Annotated in this window: 17 protein-coding genes; 15 read left to right on the top strand and 2 right to left on the bottom strand. The window is 39.5% G+C overall.

The window, feature by feature from the left end; all coding sequences use genetic code 11:
• The first annotated feature begins 81 nt into the window (after positions 1–81).
• A complete protein-coding gene (locus ACFSKV_RS04270) occupies positions 82–1467 on the top strand; it encodes a hypothetical protein (RefSeq protein WP_380800623.1) in 1386 nt (461 codons plus the stop codon).
• A gap of 196 nt (positions 1468–1663) precedes the next feature.
• Here the strand turns inward: ACFSKV_RS04270 and ACFSKV_RS04265 are convergent, their stop codons facing one another.
• Positions 1664–4969, bottom strand: a complete 3306-nt coding sequence (locus ACFSKV_RS04265; protein WP_380800622.1) for a PAS domain S-box protein — start codon at positions 4967–4969, stop codon at positions 1664–1666.
• 175 nt (positions 4970–5144) lie between these two features.
• Between ACFSKV_RS04265 and ACFSKV_RS04260 the strand changes: the two genes are divergently transcribed.
• From ACFSKV_RS04260 to ACFSKV_RS04225, 8 genes are all read left to right on the top strand, one after another.
• A complete protein-coding gene (locus ACFSKV_RS04260; protein ID WP_380800621.1) occupies positions 5145–5315 on the top strand; it encodes a hypothetical protein in 171 nt (56 codons plus the stop codon).
• Between the two features lie 76 nt (positions 5316–5391).
• On the top strand, positions 5392–6168 hold the full coding sequence (locus ACFSKV_RS04255) for a glucose 1-dehydrogenase (RefSeq protein WP_380800620.1): 777 nt from the start codon (positions 5392–5394) through the stop codon (positions 6166–6168).
• A gap of 25 nt (positions 6169–6193) precedes the next feature.
• Positions 6194–6991, top strand: coding sequence for an SDR family NAD(P)-dependent oxidoreductase (locus ACFSKV_RS04250; RefSeq protein ID WP_380800619.1), 798 nt, complete (start codon positions 6194–6196; stop codon positions 6989–6991).
• Positions 6992–7049: 58 nt separating this feature from the next.
• Positions 7050–8783, top strand: coding sequence for an alginate export family protein (locus tag ACFSKV_RS04245; protein ID WP_380800617.1), 1734 nt, complete (start codon positions 7050–7052; stop codon positions 8781–8783).
• Between the two features lie 20 nt (positions 8784–8803).
• Positions 8804–9253, top strand: a complete 450-nt coding sequence (locus tag ACFSKV_RS04240; protein WP_380800616.1) for a hypothetical protein — start codon at positions 8804–8806, stop codon at positions 9251–9253.
• Positions 9254–9316: 63 nt separating this feature from the next.
• The gene (locus ACFSKV_RS04235) at positions 9317–10030 is read left to right on the top strand and encodes a hypothetical protein (protein WP_380800615.1); all 714 of its coding nucleotides are present in this window, start codon (positions 9317–9319) and stop codon (positions 10028–10030) included.
• Complete coding sequence (locus ACFSKV_RS04230; protein WP_380800614.1) at positions 10027–11094, top strand: PCMD domain-containing protein; 1068 nt, start codon at positions 10027–10029, stop codon at positions 11092–11094. Before ACFSKV_RS04235 ends, ACFSKV_RS04230 begins: the two co-directional genes overlap by 4 nt.
• Before the next feature lie 25 nt (positions 11095–11119).
• A complete protein-coding gene (locus ACFSKV_RS04225; RefSeq protein WP_380800613.1) occupies positions 11120–11713 on the top strand; it encodes a DUF502 domain-containing protein in 594 nt (197 codons plus the stop codon).
• Between the two features lie 6 nt (positions 11714–11719).
• On the opposite strand, the gene ACFSKV_RS04220 is transcribed toward ACFSKV_RS04225, so the two are convergent.
• Entirely contained in the window at positions 11720–12370 is a 651-nt protein-coding gene (locus tag ACFSKV_RS04220) for a TetR/AcrR family transcriptional regulator (RefSeq protein WP_380800612.1), read from the bottom strand.
• A gap of 344 nt (positions 12371–12714) precedes the next feature.
• Here ACFSKV_RS04220 and ACFSKV_RS04215 point away from each other — a divergent pair, with 344 nt between their 5' ends.
• Genes ACFSKV_RS04215 through ACFSKV_RS04190 form a run of 6 tightly spaced genes read left to right on the top strand, consistent with a single transcriptional unit; the run spans position 12715 to position 19570 of the window.
• Positions 12715–12972 carry an HPr-rel-A system PqqD family peptide chaperone gene (locus ACFSKV_RS04215; RefSeq protein WP_380800611.1) on the top strand — a complete coding sequence of 86 codons (258 nt, stop codon included), beginning with the start codon at positions 12715–12717 and terminating at the stop codon, positions 12970–12972.
• On the top strand, positions 12959–14005 hold the full coding sequence (locus tag ACFSKV_RS04210; protein WP_380800609.1) for an ATP-grasp domain-containing protein: 1047 nt from the start codon (positions 12959–12961) through the stop codon (positions 14003–14005). The genes ACFSKV_RS04215 and ACFSKV_RS04210 overlap by 14 nt, the downstream gene beginning before the upstream one ends.
• An 18-nt stretch (positions 14006–14023) precedes the next feature.
• The gene (locus ACFSKV_RS04205) at positions 14024–15382 is read left to right on the top strand and encodes a type III PLP-dependent enzyme domain-containing protein (protein WP_380800608.1); all 1359 of its coding nucleotides are present in this window, start codon (positions 14024–14026) and stop codon (positions 15380–15382) included.
• 16 nt (positions 15383–15398) lie between these two features.
• Positions 15399–17576 carry an urea transporter gene (locus ACFSKV_RS04200; protein WP_380800607.1) on the top strand — a complete coding sequence of 726 codons (2178 nt, stop codon included), beginning with the start codon at positions 15399–15401 and terminating at the stop codon, positions 17574–17576.
• The gene (locus ACFSKV_RS04195) at positions 17561–18907 is read left to right on the top strand and encodes a hypothetical protein (RefSeq protein WP_380800606.1); all 1347 of its coding nucleotides are present in this window, start codon (positions 17561–17563) and stop codon (positions 18905–18907) included. Before ACFSKV_RS04200 ends, ACFSKV_RS04195 begins: the two co-directional genes overlap by 16 nt.
• Before the next feature lie 12 nt (positions 18908–18919).
• Positions 18920–19570: a tetratricopeptide repeat protein gene (locus ACFSKV_RS04190; RefSeq protein WP_380800605.1), complete on the top strand. Its 651-nt coding sequence runs from the start codon at positions 18920–18922 to the stop codon at positions 19568–19570.
• Positions 19571–19649 lie beyond the last annotated feature (79 nt).

The raw sequence follows: 19649 nt of genomic DNA, 5'->3' as shown, positions 1-19649 counted from the left end.
GATATTCAAGTAATATTTATAATTATTAGCATTTCCTTTGTTGGAATTATATATTTGAACTAAACTTACTTTAAAACCACTATGAAAAATTTTTTAAGCAGTTTTGTGCCAGTTTTATTTTTTGCAGTGTTTACATTATCATTTGTCAGTCATGCTCAAGGTCTTTACACGGCGAGGGGATATTGGGAAGAATCTAATAAACCCATTTACCGGGAAATTAAACAAAAACAACTGGTTGGGGATCCCTTGACTGAAGATGAAGCCTCTTACCTTACAGACTTTGAGGAATATTTAAACAACTATTACCAAAGACTTTCTGAAGTTGAAAAAGCAAAGTATCAACAAATGAAAGAACAGTGGGACCGTGAACTTCTGAAGACTGTTCATTTGGCTGGACCTATCGCGCAGGAATTCGAATGGAGAGGCCGGGATAGGGCTATTAATATCGGTTACGGTATTATATACGGGGTCAGTATTGCAGCAATTGCAGAAATAGATAATGCGGCAGCTTTGGGTATCCCACTGATCACAGGTGGACTTTGGGCTTTAGGCCCAATTATGAACCCTAAAAAGTATGAGGATATTGACAGGTCTGTACTAAGGGCCAGCAATACCGGAAAGCTGCTTGGTTATGGTTATGGTGCTGCTGCAGGATTGATGTTTGGGGGAGAAGGAGATAATACCTGGAAGCTGGCTTTGGGCTTAGGAACTTTGGGCAGTATTGCCTTAGGAGAAGTTGGATTTCAGACACAGAAGAAAAAACGGTTTTCAGAAGGACACATCGAAATGTTGCGTTTATATGGATTTATAGGCCCTTGGCTTGCCGGAGGTACTTTAGGGGCCCTGAGGGTTGAAAATTCACATGTTTTTGGAGCAGGTTTCCTGGTGGGAGGAATCGGAGGCTTGATTGTTGGCAATAAGGTTTCCCAGAAATACCCCTATACCAGAGGTGATGTGGACAATATTACCTCATTGACGGTAACTTCCACAGGTATTGGCCTTGCGGTGATGACAGAAATCCTGCGAAATGATGATGTCGGAGGTGCAGCATTACTGATTCCGATGGCCGGTACAGTACTGGGAACCTGGCTTGGTCAACGTTCCGTAAAGGGTGTCAACCTTACCAATAAACAGGGAAGTACAATATTGTTTTCCTCTGCAGGAGCTGCCCTGATTGGCCTTGGAATAGTGGCCATTGCGGAATCCCAAAATCCGACTGTATGGATTGCTGTACCTACTTTGCTAGGTTTGGGTGCCCAACAGATTCTTTTTCAAAGATTTAAACAAGAAAACCTTGCCAACCAAAGCCTATCAGGAAAACTTGGGAAGGATAGGAAGTTTGATTATACTTTAAAAGTGACTCCTGAAAATTACTTTGTCAATAAGCAGATGGCTGGAAGAACAAATATTCCAGGCCTAAATCCAAACCCTACCCATTCTTTAGTGAATTTTAAACTGTCTTTTTAATTATCCAAGCTCCTCTTGAGAATCAATCGAGTTGACAGATTATTGAAATTTGCAATTCCTCATAAATACCCCAATTTTAAACCAAGATCACAATATCTATTTATGAAAGATTAGTCAGTTTAATCGCTGATATCATCAGAATTCCCATTTTTGTAAGCAGATTCTTAAAAAGATTTTTACAAAACTTTTCGTTAATTCAATTCAGCATAATCTTTTTTCTCAAAATTTCCAGCGTATCAGAATTCAAAGGCTTCGTTAAATAATCTACCACAAAAGGATTCTGTTGGGCCCTGATCCTGTCTGATTGATCTACAGAAGATGTAAGCATAATTACTTCAATATGGGAAAGCAAATCAATTTTGGATAACTCATCCAAAAACTCCCAACCGTTCATTTCCGGCATATTGATGTCTAAGAGTACTATAAATCCGAAATTAGGTAAATCTTTTTCCTTTATATAAGAAAGAGCGGAATTAGCAGATATGAAAACTTTGGGATTTTCATGAAGCCCATTTCTTGTGATCATTTTCTTGTGAACCATTTGTACGACCAAGTCATCGTCTATTAATAGCAATTCGGTTTCAGTATGCTTATTGCCTTTATTTTTTATAAAACTTGTATGAATGGATTCATGAAAATTAAGATTTCCTGTTTTAATGGATATCTGTTTAATGATCTCATCAATTTCATTGGCAGAATTCAAAATTTCTTTTCTTAGGAATTTTCTCTCATTCGTATCCAAGTCTTTCTCATCAATCATTGCAAATAATCCCATCATTCTTGCTAAAGGAGCCCTCACTACATGGGATTGTTCCCAGGCAATCTCCTGAAAAATTCTATTTTGATTTTCAACAGTTTTCAGGTAGTCATTCCTCTCTGTGATATCATGTACTATGGAATGAATAAGTTCTGTTCCTCCAATAATAAGAACGCTTGTAAAAACCTCTACATCCCGGATAGTTCCATCCGACAACCTATTTTTAAACTCATATCTTTGCCTTTTTGTCTTCCTGACTAATTTGATCTTGGCGTTAAGATCAGTCTCGGAAACATTAATATCTTCCAATTTCAGAGTTAGAAATTTTTCTTTGGGATAACCATAATAAGATTCGGCTGCCTGGTTGACATCAACAAAACGCTTGGAAATGGGATTGAACAAATACATTGGGGATGCATTTTTTTCAAAAATAGTTTTAAATCTCTCCTCACTCTCTTTCAGACTAAGCTCAGCAATTTTTCTGTTGGTGACTTCTGTACTGATTCCCGCAACACCTACTGCATTTCCTTCTTTATCTTTAAAAGGAAATTTAATGGATTCATAAAATTTCCTTTCACCTTGAATAAATAACTCCTCCTCTTTGTAAAGAACTTTTCCTCTTTTGGAAACCAACTCATCATTTTCTTCAATGACTCTGACATTTTTTTCGTTTTTTAACGAAAAAATTTCCCTATCATTTCTACCAAGTGCTTTAGCCCTTTTAACTCCTGTAGTCTTTTCCCATTTTTTATTTACCAGGAGGTATTCTCCTTTTAAATTTTTGACATATAATAAAGATTCGTTGTTTTCAATGATATCCGCTAAAAACTGTTGTTTTTCCATCAGTTCATTAGAGACTTTAAACTTCTTTTTCACACTTGCCAACATCTCAGCAAAAACCTTTAACAAGTCTTCTTCCAAGGAAGAATATTGGTGTTTATTTTTAACAAAATCCAAACCAATGAAACCAATACATTTATCATCATCCATAAGGGGAATTGTAATTAGACTTTTAATCCCCTGAGGCTCCAAGACACTTTTTAAAAAGCTATCATCTTCAAGACCATCTACATCATACACAATCAAGGTTTCACCATTTTTATGCGTATTCACCCAATCTGGTATTTCATCCAAAGGTACATCCTGCAATATTTTTATCTGTGGCTCCACCCCTTCCTCACACCACTCATGGGTGTTGGAACAAGTCAAATTCTCAAAATCGTAATTGAATATATAAAACCTATCTGCTTGAATAAACCTTCCCAATTCAGCCAAAGAGTTATTGATTGCATCATCAAATAATTCAGGGTTTACAGAAATATAGGTAGAGGAGATTTTCATCAGAAGATCTTGGAGTTTGCTATGCAAGAAAATCTGCTCCTCATTTTTCCTCCGATTGGAAATGTCCACAAAAAAACCAATCAGATATAAAAGTTCACCATTTTCAAAAACTCCTTCTCCAAACTCTTCAATGTTTACCCAATGCCCGTTTTTATGACGCATCCTATAGGTAAGCTGATAAGGTTTTCTGTTATTAATGGCTTCTTTAAGTTGCCTTCTTGCTTCAAGATAATCAGCGGGGTGATACAACCTTTCAAATGACGGATTATCCACCAAAATCTCACTGGGAGTATAGCCCAATATATCAAAAACCTTATCACTGATATAATCATTGGAATAATTCCCATCAAACTTACCCAAATAAGCTGCACCTGGAAGATTTTCTACCAATTTTCTGAATTTATATTCACTTGCTCTGGTAATTTCCTGTTCCTTCTTTTTATCAGTAATGTCAGTAATTGTTGTCAAAACCCTTATTGACTTTTTGATATCATCTGAAAACTCCGGTACTGAATTGACCAAGATCCATACATAATCCTTAAGGTCTGGACGATAAATTCCCATTTCGACATTGATTTGGGGTTTTCCAGTAGAAAGCACCAAAGTTGGAGGAAATTCTTGATCCGGAAATACCGAGCCATCTGACTTAATAACTTTCCATTGTCGGGGTATTTCTTCCAATCCGTTAAGTTGATGAATTGACAATCCCAATAAGCGGGTTACCTGACTATTGACTTTAATAATTGTACCTGAGTTATCCTGATAGATTACCCCTTGGGACATGGATTCGAATAGATTTGAAAATTCAGCTTCACTTTGCATAATCTTCATCTCCTGCTCATTTTTTACAATGGCATTACCAATAACATTTGAAAGTACTTTTAATAAGGAAATTTCCTTTTCTAAAAAGACTTGCTTCTTAAAAACCGAATCAAAACCAATCAATCCGATCTTGGAGCCACCTCCAAAAAGTGGAAGCATTAAAAAAGATTTTATATCTTGATTATAAAAATGTTTAAATAATTCCCTATTATCACTAAAGACAGAAATATCATAAATATTGGCATAACCTTCTTTTTGAATAAGATCTCTTATAGGCTGATAAAGTTCGAAAGGAATATGCTGAAGATTTTTAATCTGAGGGCTAACATTCTCCCTGCACCACTCATAAGTATTAACTAAATACTGATTCTGTTCTTCTCTTATAAAAATATAGACTCTATCCACACCTATTTCTTCTCCTACAGTCCTCAATATTTTTGCAATGGCATGTTCAAACGCTTCAGGTTGAATATGAATAAATTCAGTGGTCAGCGTCAATATCAGCTCCTGAAAAACTAATAGTTCCTCTAAGAAATCCACTTGATTGACACCACTTTCTGAAGTGGGTTTTTCAGATTTCATGAAAACAAATTAGCAAAAATAATAGCTAAATACAATTTCATGAGTTGGTGGTTAAAGCCTTTATCTTCATATATCTTCTTAAAACCCAACAAACTTATTTTTTATTTATCTGAATTGCATTTGTGTTAATTTAAAAAAATCAAAAATTCTTTTGAAAAATAAATCTCTCCATCTAATGTCTCAGTTAAATTATTTATTTTTAAAAAAAATAATTTTTTTATTTTTAGAAAAAAAATTAAATTTGGATGCAAAAAGAAGCATTAAAAAATTTAGTTGGATTGCTAAAAATCGACCAGAAAAAGCCATACGATTTGTTATTCATTCTATCCTCGGTGCTTACAAATGAAGAAGAATGAATGTTTGAACCTAGTGAAATCCAAAAACATTCAAAACAATAATTGAAATATCAAAATTTATTCAAAATGGAAATCAATCAATTATTCAGCCTTAAAGATAAGGTGGCCATTGTCACCGGAGGAGGCAATGGAATCGGAAAAGCCTGTGCTATCATGCTTTCAAAAGCAGGTGCTTCAGTAGCTGTAAGCGATCTTAAATTGGCAGATGCCCAATCCGCAACAGATGAAATAATTGCCATGGGTGGCAAAGCCATTGCTGTAGAATCCAATGTAACTGAAGATGATCACCTGGTCAATTTAGTGGAAAGAACCAAGGCTGAATTGGGCGGTGTCCATATTCTGGTCAACAATGCCGGTGGTGGTGGTGGAGGCCGCGAAAGCCCTTACAAAATCTCAGTTGATGACTTTGCATGGAGATTTAAACTCAATGTGTATTCCGCATGGAGGCTCTCCCAACTTTGCGCCCCGCTCATGAAAGAAGGTGGGTATGGCTCAATCATCAACATCACCTCGATGGCAAGCATAAACAAAAGCCCCAATATGAGCGCCTATGCTTCTTCCAAAGCAGCCATGAACCACATGACCGCCAACCTTGCCATGGATTATGGAGTGGATGGCATCCGTGTCAATGCCGTCGGTCCGGGAGCTACAAAAACAGCTGCATTGGCCTCAGTCCTGACGCCGGAAATAGAGGCCAAAATGCTGGCACATACCCCAATCAAGCGTTTAGGGGAAGTCGAGGATATAGCAGGAGCAGTACTTTATTTCGCAGCCCCGGTTTCCGAATGGATCAGTGGTCAGGTCATTTTTGCAAATGGAGGGGGAGTTCAAACTTTAGATTGATACATAGCGAAAAAAATAAACCATTATGACAGCCATAGAAAAACTTTTTTCCTTTGAAGGAAAAGTAATCATCATCACAGGTGCTGCGGGAGCTATCGGCAGTACCGCAGGTCACCTTTTTGCTTCCTTGGGTGCCAATGTCGTCATCTCAGATCTCAATGGGGAAGGCGCCATCAAGGTAGCTGCCGAAATTGAAAAAGAATCAGGCAAAAAGACATTAGGAATCAAAACAGATGCTACCAACGAGGCAGACCTGGAAAATCTGGTAAAAGCAACTGTAGACCAATTCGGGAAAATATCAGGATTGATCAATAATGTCGGTTGGGGTGCCAATACGCCTATTTGGGGGTCAGATTCAGAAAAAATGGTAAAATCCTATTTACTGAATACAGTAGGTTCTTATAATCTGACCAAACTCTGCATGCCTTATCTGGAAAAAGAACCCAATGCCTCTGTGGTATTTTCAGGCTCAATGGTGGGGGTCTCTCCTTCTCCTGAATTTATTGAATACAGCACCGCAAAAGCTGGCTTGATGAATATGGTCCGCAGTATGGCGGTGGTTTCCGGCCCAAGCGTCAGGTTCAATACTGTGCTTATCGGATCAGTGGACAATGGGGACAGCACTTTAGCAGCAGGATATACTCCTGAAATGCTCAAAGCCCTTTCGGACATGTTTGTGATGAAGCGAAGAGGTGCTCCCATAGAGATTGCTTATGGGATGATGTTTTTGATGAGTGATGCCGCCCAATGGATAACCGGAATTGACCTAAGAATCGATGGTGGTGGATCTTACAAAAGTAAAATGCCAACTAAAAAAGACTAAACAAGCAAAAAACGGTGGGATGCTTCTTGGTATCTTCACTGTTTTTTGTTATTCGCCTATGAGGAACATTTACTGGGTTTTTCTCCTTTTGGTAGTCCTGTTCTCTACCCCCCCCGAAGCTGTCGCCCAAGTTAATCAGATTTTTGGTGTCGAAGTCGTGCCAAACACAGTCGAAGGCTCTCCGATACGCTCCGTAGTGATTTTGTTGGAAAAAGAGGGAAAGCAATACCTTGCTGACTCTCTCGAACTAAAGGCACTGTATGATAATTTCAAAATTCAACCGGGAGGCGTCTTTAGGGAAATGACAGCTGATTTAGCGATCAGCGCCTTTCTCCGTCAGCCCCAAATCAAGTCCGCCAATTACAAAGTCTACACACCTGAAATCTCTGGGCCCGTCGTGCTTGTCATTTATGCTGCGTTTCTGGATCCCGGGGAAACAAAGGAATCCATCCCTGGCAAAAAAGAGACCAAGTTTCCAGTACTGTTGGAGACTGACCGAAGCAAGCTCACCCTGATTCTTAATGGTGCTTTCGGATTCTATCATGATCAAAATGCCTTTTTTTCCAAAGGCCCTGAATTTACCCAAGGAAATCCAGTCGCTGACAATGCCGCCGTACAGGGCCCAAGGTTTTGGGGAGAAACATTTTTGGAGCCGGGTATCGGAGGCATTACCCAAATAGGAAAATCCAAAATATTTCCATACGGAGCTGCCTCTTTCCTGATATCGGCAAGGAATACAAGTGATATTTATTCTGAAGACATGGCAATCTACGGCGCGTTTGAACGTCTGTACGCTGGCGTTTTAATCCCACAGATCGGAAAAAACAGGAATCTTTCAATTGACCTCTCTGCAGGTCGGCAATTTTTCCAACTCAATGACGGCTTTCTTTTCTCACGTTTTTCAGGATCTGCCAATGCAGGAGAAAGGGGAAGCCTGTACTTGAATTCCCGAACGGCCTACCAAATGACCGCTTGGGGAAAGGTCCATTGGAAAAAGTTCAACTTCTCTGCCTTTTTCCTGGAACCGCAGGAATTGTTTAAAGAAAGGCAAGCCAACACACGCTATCTCGGAGGGGGTGTTCTTTTCAACGACAATAAACACCTCGACCTCGGTCTGCACCACATTGCCATTCAGTCCTCCAAGTCCTCCTATGCGACGCCAAACGAAAGAATCCCCTTAGAGGGCCTACAAACCCTCAATCCAAAGGTGTGGATCAACAATATCGCCGGGAAAGGCCTCTTTATAAAGTCGGAATTGGCCTATCAATGGCACAACAACGCAGATATGGTTTCAAACGCCTGGTATCTGGGGGGCGGTCTTCTCAAAAAAGCCTGGAAGTTCAGCCCTTCTTTCTATTACAGATATGCCTTCATGAAGGGAGATGACCCAAATACTTCAAGGTTTGAAAGATTCGACGCACTTCAAACAGGTGGCCTCGGCAACTGGGTACAGGGGATCAATTTCCGGAAAATCATAGGCGACGGCAACTTGATAACCCACCGGGTGGAGGTCAAAGGATACCTGAAAAAGAACATGGACCTGAGTTTCGACTACTTTTTCCTACAGGCGGATTCCTACAGCAATCTTGGCTCACTCACTCCGATCGCGAACCTGACCGAAAAAAATTACGGCCATGAATTCACAATGACCTACCGTTATTTCCTTAAGGGAAACTATCTATTCCTAGGACTGTTTTCCTGGGCAAGCCCCGGCCCTGCCATCAAGAGCAGTTTTGAATCAGATGTCTACGATTGGCTGAGCTTCCAGGCGTCCTTCTTTATGTTTTACTAATCTCAATTCCAATCGACACCATGACACTCAACGAAATCAAAAAAGGAGCCGCTATCAACGGCTTCGTCAATGCAGTTATCAACGGCATCATCAACTGGTTTACCTTGGACAAGACCCATCCCACGGTACTCTTAACCCAAGATCAGATTTCTTCTACTACCCATACCGTGTTTTCAGGGGCGGTACCCTTGGCTATTTCCTTGGCATTTATCCTGACCTCCATCGCGTTTTTCCAAACCAAAATGGAAAACAAACCCTCTTACTTCCCGACTTTCTTTGTAAAAGCACTGAAGCACAGTGTCTACGCCTTTGGTCTCGTGGTCATATTTGCAATCCTACTACAACGCTTTGCAGGGGAAGTGGAAGTCAGTCTGCCTATTGCATCCGTTATCGCAGGGATTGTTGCCGGAATCGTCGCTGCCGTCGTTGACTTCGAGACCAAAAAATCGCTTTTCGAAAACAAGAAATAATCCAGTCTCTCCCAAGTATTGGCATAGCTGGAAAAGGGAGTTTTCTCAATCCATCCAAAAAATATGAACATGCTGATGAGGGTTTTGTGGCTCTGCCTACTGGTATTTGCAGCCCATCCCCTATTTTCCCAACAATCAAAATCCGAGTCTGACGGGGTGTCTATCACCAAAGGTACCTGGTTCAGCAGCTTGAGTCTCTCTGCCTCCCAAAAACGGGCAGAAAACGACCGACAGCTATTCGCTACCTATCTCAATGATGACCGTCGCTCATTCTCAATACGGCTCGATCCAGGCTATGCGATCAAGGACAACTTGGGTATAGGACTTGGCCTTTTGTATGGAAGCACCAAGGAAATTAGTACCCAACAAGCAAGCGATGGCACCATCTCGGACGTTTGGCTTGCCGAGCGACAAATGGCCTTCCGTCCTTACATTAAGAATTTTATCCCTTTGGGAACGAGCAACAGGTTTTATATCATCGTCCCTACCGAAATCCAAATCGGATACGGCAGTCAGGTAAAAGAAGTCACCACTAACCAAATCCTCACGCGCACATTTTCCAATTCTGTCTATTACGGACTGGAAATGCGCCCCGGGATGTTGGTATTTGTACAGCGCAACTTTGGCTTTGAGGTCAATGTCGGTGCCTTTGGACTCAGCAACTCTGTCACACGGGGAACCGCCACCAACCTGCCTGACTCCAAAGTGGTCTCAAATGACCTCAGCTTAAAGATCAACCTGTTTGAATTATCCCTCGGATTCTCAGTATATCTATGAAAAAAACCAAAAACCTCTCTTCCCTTGGACTTGTCTTTGGCATCATGTTGCTGACGTTCTCCTGCCTGGATGAACATCATTTCGGCAAATCCTCTTTGAAACAAATCCTGTACTTTACGGTACCTGGACAGGTCGGCAATACGATTATCCAAAACGACAGCCTCCAAATCCGAATTACAGTGGGTGCAAAAGTCGATATTTCGAGATTGTTTGCAGATTCGATCAGCCTCAGTTCCTATGCCAGCATCGCCCCAGGCAAAGGGGATTTGATGGATTTCAGACAACCAGTGTTTTATCAGGTTACTGCAGAAGACGGTTCATCGGTCAATTACCGGGTCATTATTGAAAAAGAACCAGAAACACCCCAGCTCGAAAACTCAGGATTTGATGATTGGCATACCCCAACGGGCAAAAACTACCTTGAGCCAGGCAAAGATGAAAATACTATTTGGGCTTCAGGCAATCCAGGTGTGGTCACTTTGGGTCAGGCCAATGTGGAGAAAACCGAAATCGGGACAGGGGACTTTGGTGCCAAACTGATTACCCGGGATTTGGGTCCCTTGGCCCAATTGGTTAAACAAGGTATGGCGGCCGGATCAATGTTTACCGGGGATTTTGTTCTCGATTTTGCCAATCCCTTGAACTCTGCCAAGTTTGGAACCCCCTTTACTGCGCGTCCAAAAAGCTTCACAATCAGCTATACTTATTCTCCAGGAGCCGTTTATAAAAACGGTTCGGGCCAGATTTTGACCAAAACAGACCAAGCCGACATATACATGCTGCTAGAAAACAGGGAAGGAAATATCGTCCGCCGGGTCGCAACAGCATGGTTTAGAAGTGAGGATACAGTCAATGAACCGAAGGAAATCACCATCCCTTTGACTTATGGAACTTTACCTCCAGGTTCTCCTGCACATTGGTTCCCGGCCAATGGGCTTTTCGCCGATGCCAATGCGGAGGTGACTCATCTCAGCTTCGTATTAGCTTCCAGTGCAGAGGGGGCTAATTTTGAGGGTGGAGTCAATAGTACATTGATTGTTAACAACCTCAGATTGAATTATTAAATAGTAACATTATTCCGGTAAAAATATGCTGAAAAAAGGATCTCTTGAATTTTTCAAAACTTTTTGGGTAGGAGTCTCATTTTTACTTCCACTTCTCTTGGTTGCTTTTTTGGCATGGAAAATTTTAACATTATTTACCAATATCTTGGCTTCGGTTATTAAAAAACTAGGAACTTGGTCTGGATATTCAGATTTTTCAGATGCATTAGGGATTGTTATTTTGATTTTGTTTGTGTTTCTGGTAGGAATAGCGCTGCGGTTACATGTATTTAAAAAATATTTAATCAATTTCGAAAATAGGCTACTTTTTTATATTCCAGGATATAAATTTTACCAGGCATTGATTAAAACACCTTCTAGTAATGAGGATAAAATTCTAAAACCCTGCTTGCTTAAGGAAGATGGAATTTTAAGGGTATGCTTCTTAGTAGAAAATAATTCCAAATGGGCTACTTTGATGATACCTGAAGCCCCTTCTTTCACTACAGGTGAAATAGTCATCGTACCCCTTACCAAAATTAGTCCCTTAACTGTGTCTAATTTTAAGATGACCGGAATCATACGAAATTATGGAGAGGGAATTTTAGACCTCATCAAAAAAAATCAATTGGATACCTGAAACTTTCTAGGTCAGGTGGATCGCTGACATTTGTGCTCTTCCCTTTTCAGTCAGGTATTTGTCAAAAACCCTTAAAATTCCGGATAGGTAGATGGGTTTCATTTCTTCATATTCTTTGCCTGAATCATAAAGAGAGTAAGAAACGAGCCAGGTGGTGAAAAGATTAATCCATTGAAACCTAAAAATCGGAAATTCTTGAGGGTCTAAAATATTACTGTCTACAAGTCCGGCTTTTACAAAAGCATTTGCCATCAGTTCCAATCTGCTCTGACGATAAACCCAAGTTTTGGTAACCTGACTAAATAATACGGTTTGTGATTGATGAGCTGCTGAAAAATAAAGAATCACCGAACGGTGCTTGAACTGTATGTCCATAATTCTTCCATAAAAAGTAACAATTTTTTTAAAATCAAGGCCAGAACCATAATCCAGAGTGGAAGTCAACTGTTCAATCTCCAATTCATATTGCTCAGCCAATCCAACAATCAGGTGTTCTTTGGTTGGAAAGTGGTTCGTAATACCCCCTGAGGTTATTCCAATTTTTTTTGATATGGCACTCAGTGTTAAAAAAAATCCTTCTTCATTAAATACCCTTCTTGCTTCATTGAGTATAGACTCCCTGGTTCTTTCTCCCTTGGTAAGCTTCTTTTTAATCATTTTTTGATTTAGCTTTTTTCATCCCTCAAAAATACAACATTTAATCAAATTTGGTTTTATGATTATATAGATGGTTTTACTCAATTTTGCCATTCCTTGATTAAATTAAATGCTTTTTTAATAATTCAATACCAATACCCTCAGTATAAGGCCAATCACCTAAAGGCAAGTTAATCGTCCTTCATTCCCAATTTACAAGGGTTGCAAATAATGGTTAATAAAAATCAGATAACCATATTTTTTTAAACCCATGTTTATTCCATCAAGTGACAAAAGTCATAAAAATTTAATCTGGATTTCACTAGCTTCAATTTTGGATGAGTACACTTATAAAACCCTTTGTCATGCAAAAAATCAAGAAAAATATAGCCATTAGTGATTCCGGATTTGTATTTGACCCAGGTACAGGTGATTCTTATTCCCTTAATCCCACCGGTCTGGAAATTGTGCAATTGATCAAATCAGGAAAAAACTTTCAGGAAATCCTACACGAAATGTTGGAAAAATATGAGGTGGATGAAGAATCTTTTGAAAGGTACTTTTATGACTTTACAGCTACCCTCAAGCAATTGAGGCTGACAGAACCCAATGGAGAAGATTAAGCTAAATATTGCTTTATCGGGACTCAACAATATCGACAGTCCCGGGCCAGGAATCCCAGTGATCAGGGGAATAAAAGATTCCAAAAAAATCGATGCCAGAATCATTGGATTGGCTTATGATAATTTGGAACCGGGACCTTACATGCATGAACTCGTAGACAAGACCTACAAGGTCCCCTACCCTTCAGATGGTGTGGAACCATTGCTGGACAGAATAAGGTATATCCAGGAAAAAGAACATATCAATGTATTGATCCCAAACTTTGATTCGGAATTATTCACTTTTATGAAGTCGGAAAAAATCCTTGATGACATGGGCATCAGGACCTTCCTTCCTACCCTTCAGCAATTTGAAGAAAGGCATAAATCTAATCTTCCACAATACGGAAAAAAATATGGGGTCAAAGTACCTTACAGCGAACCTATTGGTAGCATCATGGATTTCAGGAAAATCGAAGATAAATTTGACTATCCTGTGGTAGTGAAAGGTAAATTTTACGACGCCTACATTGCTTATGATTTCGAGCAAGTGGGAATTTACTTTAATAAAATCGCAGCCAAATGGGGATTGCCTATCGTCATCCAGGAATTCGTCCGGGGTACAGAAGTCAATGTTGTAGCCCTTGGGGATGGGAGAGGCAATACCTTCGGGGCTGTGCCCATGCGCAAAACTTATATTACAGACAAAGGAAAAGGCTGGGGAGGAATCACTTTGGAAGACCCTGTTATGCTGGATTTAACCCATAAGATCATTTCCCAAACCAAATGGAGAGGTGGCATGGAACTGGAACTTATCCGGACTTCTGACAATGACCTCTATATGATAGAAATCAATCCCAGACTTCCTGCTTGGGTTTACCTCGCTGTCGCCGCAGGACAAAACCTACCCGAGGCTTTGGTATTACTCGCAATGGGAATGGAAGTAAAACCTTTCACTCATTATGAGGTAGGGAAAATGTTTATCAGGTATTCCTATGACATGATCTGTGATTTAAAAGAATTCGAACAACTCTCTACGAAAGGAGAACTTTAAACCACAAAAAAATTAGCCATGACCAAATTAACCTTTGAAAGGCCCATCATACAACGAATTAATGCAGGTCTTCCCAGTAAGTATGGCATGTCCCACAAGTTGGAGCCTATCAGCTATATTGACGGGGTTTCGATCAAGTCATTGTTGGAATCCTCCGGATCCCCCTTATTTGTCATTTCTGAACCTACCATCCGTAAAACCTTCAAAGCAGCCCATAGAGCATTCAGTTCAAGATATCCAAAAGTACAATTTGCCTGGTCCTACAAAACAAATTACCTCAGTGCAGTATGCAATATATTCCATCAGGAAGGTGCCTGGGCGGAGGTGGTCTCAGGATTTGAATATGATAAGGCTTTGGCAAATGGTGTTCCCGGTGACTTGATCGTGTTCAATGGACCCGACAAAAGCAGAAAAGACCTATTAAAAGCCATCAACAATGGTTCTCTCATCCATATTGATCACTTTGATGAGTTGTATGAAATCATTTCACTCACCAAAGAAACAGAAATAAGGCCCAAGGTGGCCATTAGGGTAAACATGAATACAGGTATTTATCCCCAATGGGACCGATTTGGATTTAATTATGAAAATGGGGAAGCATGGGACGCCCTTAACCGGATCATGGCGAGTAAAAAACTAGATCTCTTGGGACTTCATACCCATATCGGTACCTATATCATGACCACCGAAGCCTATAAAATAGCAGCATCCAAATTGGCAGAATTGGCAGTAAGAATTGAAAAAAAATATGGCCATGCCCTTCAATATCTTGACCTGGGAGGAGGTTTTGCTTCTAAGAATACCTTGAGAGGCGCTTATTATCCGGGTACAGACACCACCCCTTCATTTGATGATTACGCAGATGCTATTACCTCAGCATTGATGAGCAGTGAAATCAAACCTGATCAGCTCCCACTGCTGATTTTGGAAAATGGAAGGGCATTGATTGATGAAGCTGGATATTTGGCGGGTACAGTCATAGCCAATAAAAGATTGGCAGATGGCCGAAGAGCCACCATCATTGATGCAGGTGTCAATGTTCTTTTCACTGCCTTTTGGTATGACCATGACATCAGACCGGTTGAACCGGTTTCTGAACAATCCGAGGACACCACTATCTATGGCCCACTTTGTATGAATATTGATGTCATCAGGGGCAATGTGATGTTCCCCCTACTGAAAAAAGGAGATCATTATGTCATCCGGCGGGTGGGTGCCTACAACAATACCCAATGGCTACAATTTATCAGCATGAGACCCAATGTGGTATTGTTGGATAGCCAGGGCAAAGCCCATTTGATCAGAAAATCAGAAACACTTGAAACCATCAATTCTCAGGAACTGATGCCTCCACACCTGGAAAAATTTGAATTGTAAAACCCCAAAGTTGACCATGAAAAAATTAGCATGGTTTCCCGAAGCCCTTTTCAACAGTTACGCACAAGTATTCTTTTCCAATAACAAATGGTTTGGCATCATCTTATTGGCCTTGACATTTGTGGATTTTAATGTGGGAATCCATGGGTTGATTGCGGTTAGTACTGCCCTGTTTACCGGGTATTTCCTTGGCCTACATGAATTCAATGTACGTCAAGGATATTATGGATTCAATTCTTTGTTGGTTGGCATTGGATTATCTATTTATTTCCAAACAGGCCCACTTTTGCTCGGTCTGGTAATAATTTCCGGCATGCTTACAGTTTTTGTAGCCCTTGCATTTGAAGGTATTTTGGGGAAATATGGACTGCCTTTCCTGAGCATTCCTTTTATATTGGTCATTTGGATTTTAAGGCTGGCCTCACGGCAATTTGAGGCTTTGGGTTTAAGTGAAAGAGGCGTGTATATTTTGAATGATCTTTACCTTCTGGGTGGTAAATTTTTGGTCAACATGTACGAATGGTGGAATCAAATCCCTTTACATACCTCGATAAAAGCCTATTTGCTTTCTTTGGGAGCTATACTTTTCCAACAAAATATCTTTTCCGGAATATTGGCTTCAATTGGATTGCTGATTTATTCCAGGATCGGCTTTTTTCTTTCCATTTTCGGCTTTTATATCGCCTATTTTTTTTATCAGTTATTGGGCGTACCGTTTACGGAAGTTTCATATAGCTATATAGGCTTCAATTATATATTGATCGCGATTGCTTTGGGAGGATATTTTATTATCCCCAATAAAAGCACTTACCTAAGTCTTCTTTTTATTATTCCCATTACTGCAGTTGTGGGGATCTCTCTTCAACAGGTATTTAACCTGTTTTTTTTACCGATACATGCTTTTCCTTTTAATGTCATTGTCTTATTGTATTTGTATGGATTGAAATTTAGGATTGACAATAGAATCGGTCTGAGTACTATTTTTTGGCAACAGCAATCCCCTGAAAAAAACCTCTACAATTTTATCAATTACCAGGAACGGTTTGGAAAAGAAAGTCCTATCCCAATTTATCTCCCTTTTTATGGAGAATGGTCCGTGACCCAAGGCCATAATGGGGCCTATACCCATAAGGATGACTGGAAACATGCTTGGGACTTTGAAATCAAAGATGAACAGGGAAAGACCTTCCGAAATGAGGGAGATTTTGCCTCAGATTATTACTGTTTTGACAAAAATGTATTGGCTCCTGCAGATGGTATAGTGGAAACATTGGTAGAGGACATTGAAGATAATACCATTGGAACCAGGAACTTGGAAAAAAATTGGGGGAATTCCATTGTAATCAAACACTCGGAATTCCTTTATAGTAAACTCAGTCATTTAAAGAAAGGATCCATACTCCCTAAAATTGGTGATAAGATTTCGAAAGGAGATATTATTGGAAAGGTAGGAAATTCAGGGAATTCAGCATTTCCCCATCTCCATTTTCAACTTCAGGCTACTCCGTTTATTGGTTCGAAAACCATCGATTACCCCATTTCAGATTTTTGGATGAGATTTCAGGGAAAAGAGAGTCTGGAAGCTGTAGGCACTCCCTCGCTTGATGCATTGGTCTCCAGCTTGACGCCAAACCATCAACTTAAAAAAGCATTTTCATTTGTCATCGGTAATCAAATTAAATGGGAAACTGAAAATGGAGAAAAGATAGTTTGGGAAGTCAAAAGGGACTATTGGCTCAATACTTACCTGTTATGCCAAAAAACCAAAGGAAAAGCCTTTTTCAAATTGGACGATGGGACCATGCATTTCATCCATTTCACCGGAAACAGACAATCCCTACTTTACAAATTCTTCCTAGCTGCATATAAAATTAGTTTTGGTTTTTCACATGGGCTACAACTCAAAGACAGCATTGCAATTAATATGATTTTCCATCCAAGTAGGATATTCATTCAGGACCTAGTAGCACCTTTCTATAGATTCCTAAAAGGAGAATATGTATTATCCTATCCGGAAAAATCCAGAGAACTTGGATTTCAGCCCATCAAACTAGAAGGGAAATTATTAAAAAAGGCATTTGGAAAGGAAATGGAATCTTACATTTTCAATTTCCAAATCGATGCAAGCGGACTTCAATATTTCCAATTCCAAGATCAACACACCCAAACTATTGCCAAATGTATCGCCAACTGACTTTAACCTTTGTTTTGTTTTATGTTTTGGCATTTGGCCATGTAAATGCCCAACAAAGTCTCCCTCAGGTTGATTCTTTGACCTATCAGCTTTACCTGAAAAAATCATGGACTGAACTGATCCAGGTTGGAAACAAAGCCATACGAAATGAAATAGATTATTATTACTTAAGGGTTAGAATGGGGATAGCCTTCTTTGAAAAAGCAAATTACCATGAAGCTATCCGCCAATTTGAAATAGCCAGGTCTATGAATAATTCCGAAGCCTACCTATTGGAATATCTTTATTATGCTTATTTGTTTTCGGGCAGGTCTTCAGAGGCAAAGCTTGTTGCGTCAGAATTTGACCTTTATTTGAAAAGGAAAACTGGTACAGAAAACATTCAATTACTTTCCAATTTAGATTTTGCATACAATTATATTTCCCAGGCCGACCCCTCGATTATAGAGAATTTTAAAGCAGATATCCCATCAGAAGTTAATGGAAGCCAATTTATCCCAGATAATAGCACTTACTATTATGTGGGATTGGGTTTGGATTTTTCTTCAAAGTTTAACCTTTACCAAGGATATTCTTATTTACAGGTCAATCATTTGGCATACAGTCAATCTGAGGGTGAACCGAATTTGGACAAAAACTACACATCAACTTTACACCAATATTATCTTGCCGGTAATATGCTTCTTGATAAAGGTTTGACCTTGTTGGGAGGTATTCATTTTATCAGAAGGCTTTTTCCCGTATCCGAAACAATCATTTCAGGTCCGCCTGGTCCTCCAGTAGAGACCACGGTAACTACCAATATGGGAGAAAATGACATCAATGGATTTCTATCTATATATAAAAGGTTCAACAAAGTTACCTTTGGAGCATCTTATTACAGGGGTTCTCTTGGAAATTTCATCCAAAACCAAATAGACGCAAAGGTAATCCTTTATCCTTTCGGTAATCTTAATTTCTATACCTATTCCACCATTTCTTTTCATCAACAGGAATTTGGACAAGGTAATAGCATCCTAAATATTATTTTAGACCAACAAATCGGTCTTAAAACAACCCTTTGGCTTTGGATAGAAGGATATGGAACATTTGGTAACATGAATAATTTTTTCATGAATGACGGTCTGATGGTGTTTAACCGGATGGACAACATTAGGCAAAGACTTGGCGGGAGATTATTGCTTCTTCCAAATGGAAAATTAAAACTCACGATTGACTATTCTCTTTTCCAAAACGAAAGCGAGTTTTTCCCCGTACTAGGGGGCGAAAGTTTCAACCTTCAATCTTATAAATCACAAGCTATCACAGGCATTATCTCATGGACATTCTAAAATTTAAATATCATGAAATCAACATTAACGAGTTGGGTTGGGGATAAAACTTCCCCCAAAATCATCATATTAACCCTATTACTCAGTGGTTTTTTGGGCATCAGCACTTTAGCTCAGGACAAAATCATTGATGCTTTCAAGCAAAGCTATGCTTTAGAAAAAAGCGAGAATTATAAAGGAGCAATAGCCTCTTTAAAAGAAGTTTACCAGGCGGATGCTTATGAAATTAACCTTAGGTTGGGATGGCTAACTTACCTGGCTGGACAAATCCCTGAATCATTGGATTATTATAGCAAAGCGGTTTCCCTTAAACCATATGCAATTGAACCCAAATTGGGACTGGTACTTCCATTATCTGTACAGGGGAAATGGAACGAAATAGAAGAAATCTATCAAAAAATCCTTCAGATTGATCCTCAAAATACCTTGGTCAATTATAGATTGGGCCTTATTTATTATAACAGAGGAAATTTCGAGAAAGCAGATCCCTATCTTGAAAAAGTAGTTAACCTTTTTCCTTTTGATTATGATGGATTGATATTATTGGCCTGGAACAAATTAAACCTGCAAAAGACAAGAGAATCCAAAGTTCTATTTCAGAAAGTATTGATGAATAATCCAGATGATGCATCGGCATTGGAAGGTCTAAAATTGATCAAATAAGGAAGCTTTCAATCATATTAAAGAAATAAATATATTCATTCGGATCAGTTTCAATACTGCGATTTTTGCCAAAAAATTC

Source organism: Shivajiella indica (assembly GCF_042683085.1).
Classification (GTDB): domain Bacteria; phylum Bacteroidota; class Bacteroidia; order Cytophagales; family Cyclobacteriaceae; genus Shivajiella; species Shivajiella indica.
This window is presented reverse-complemented; position numbering and strand designations above follow the sequence as displayed.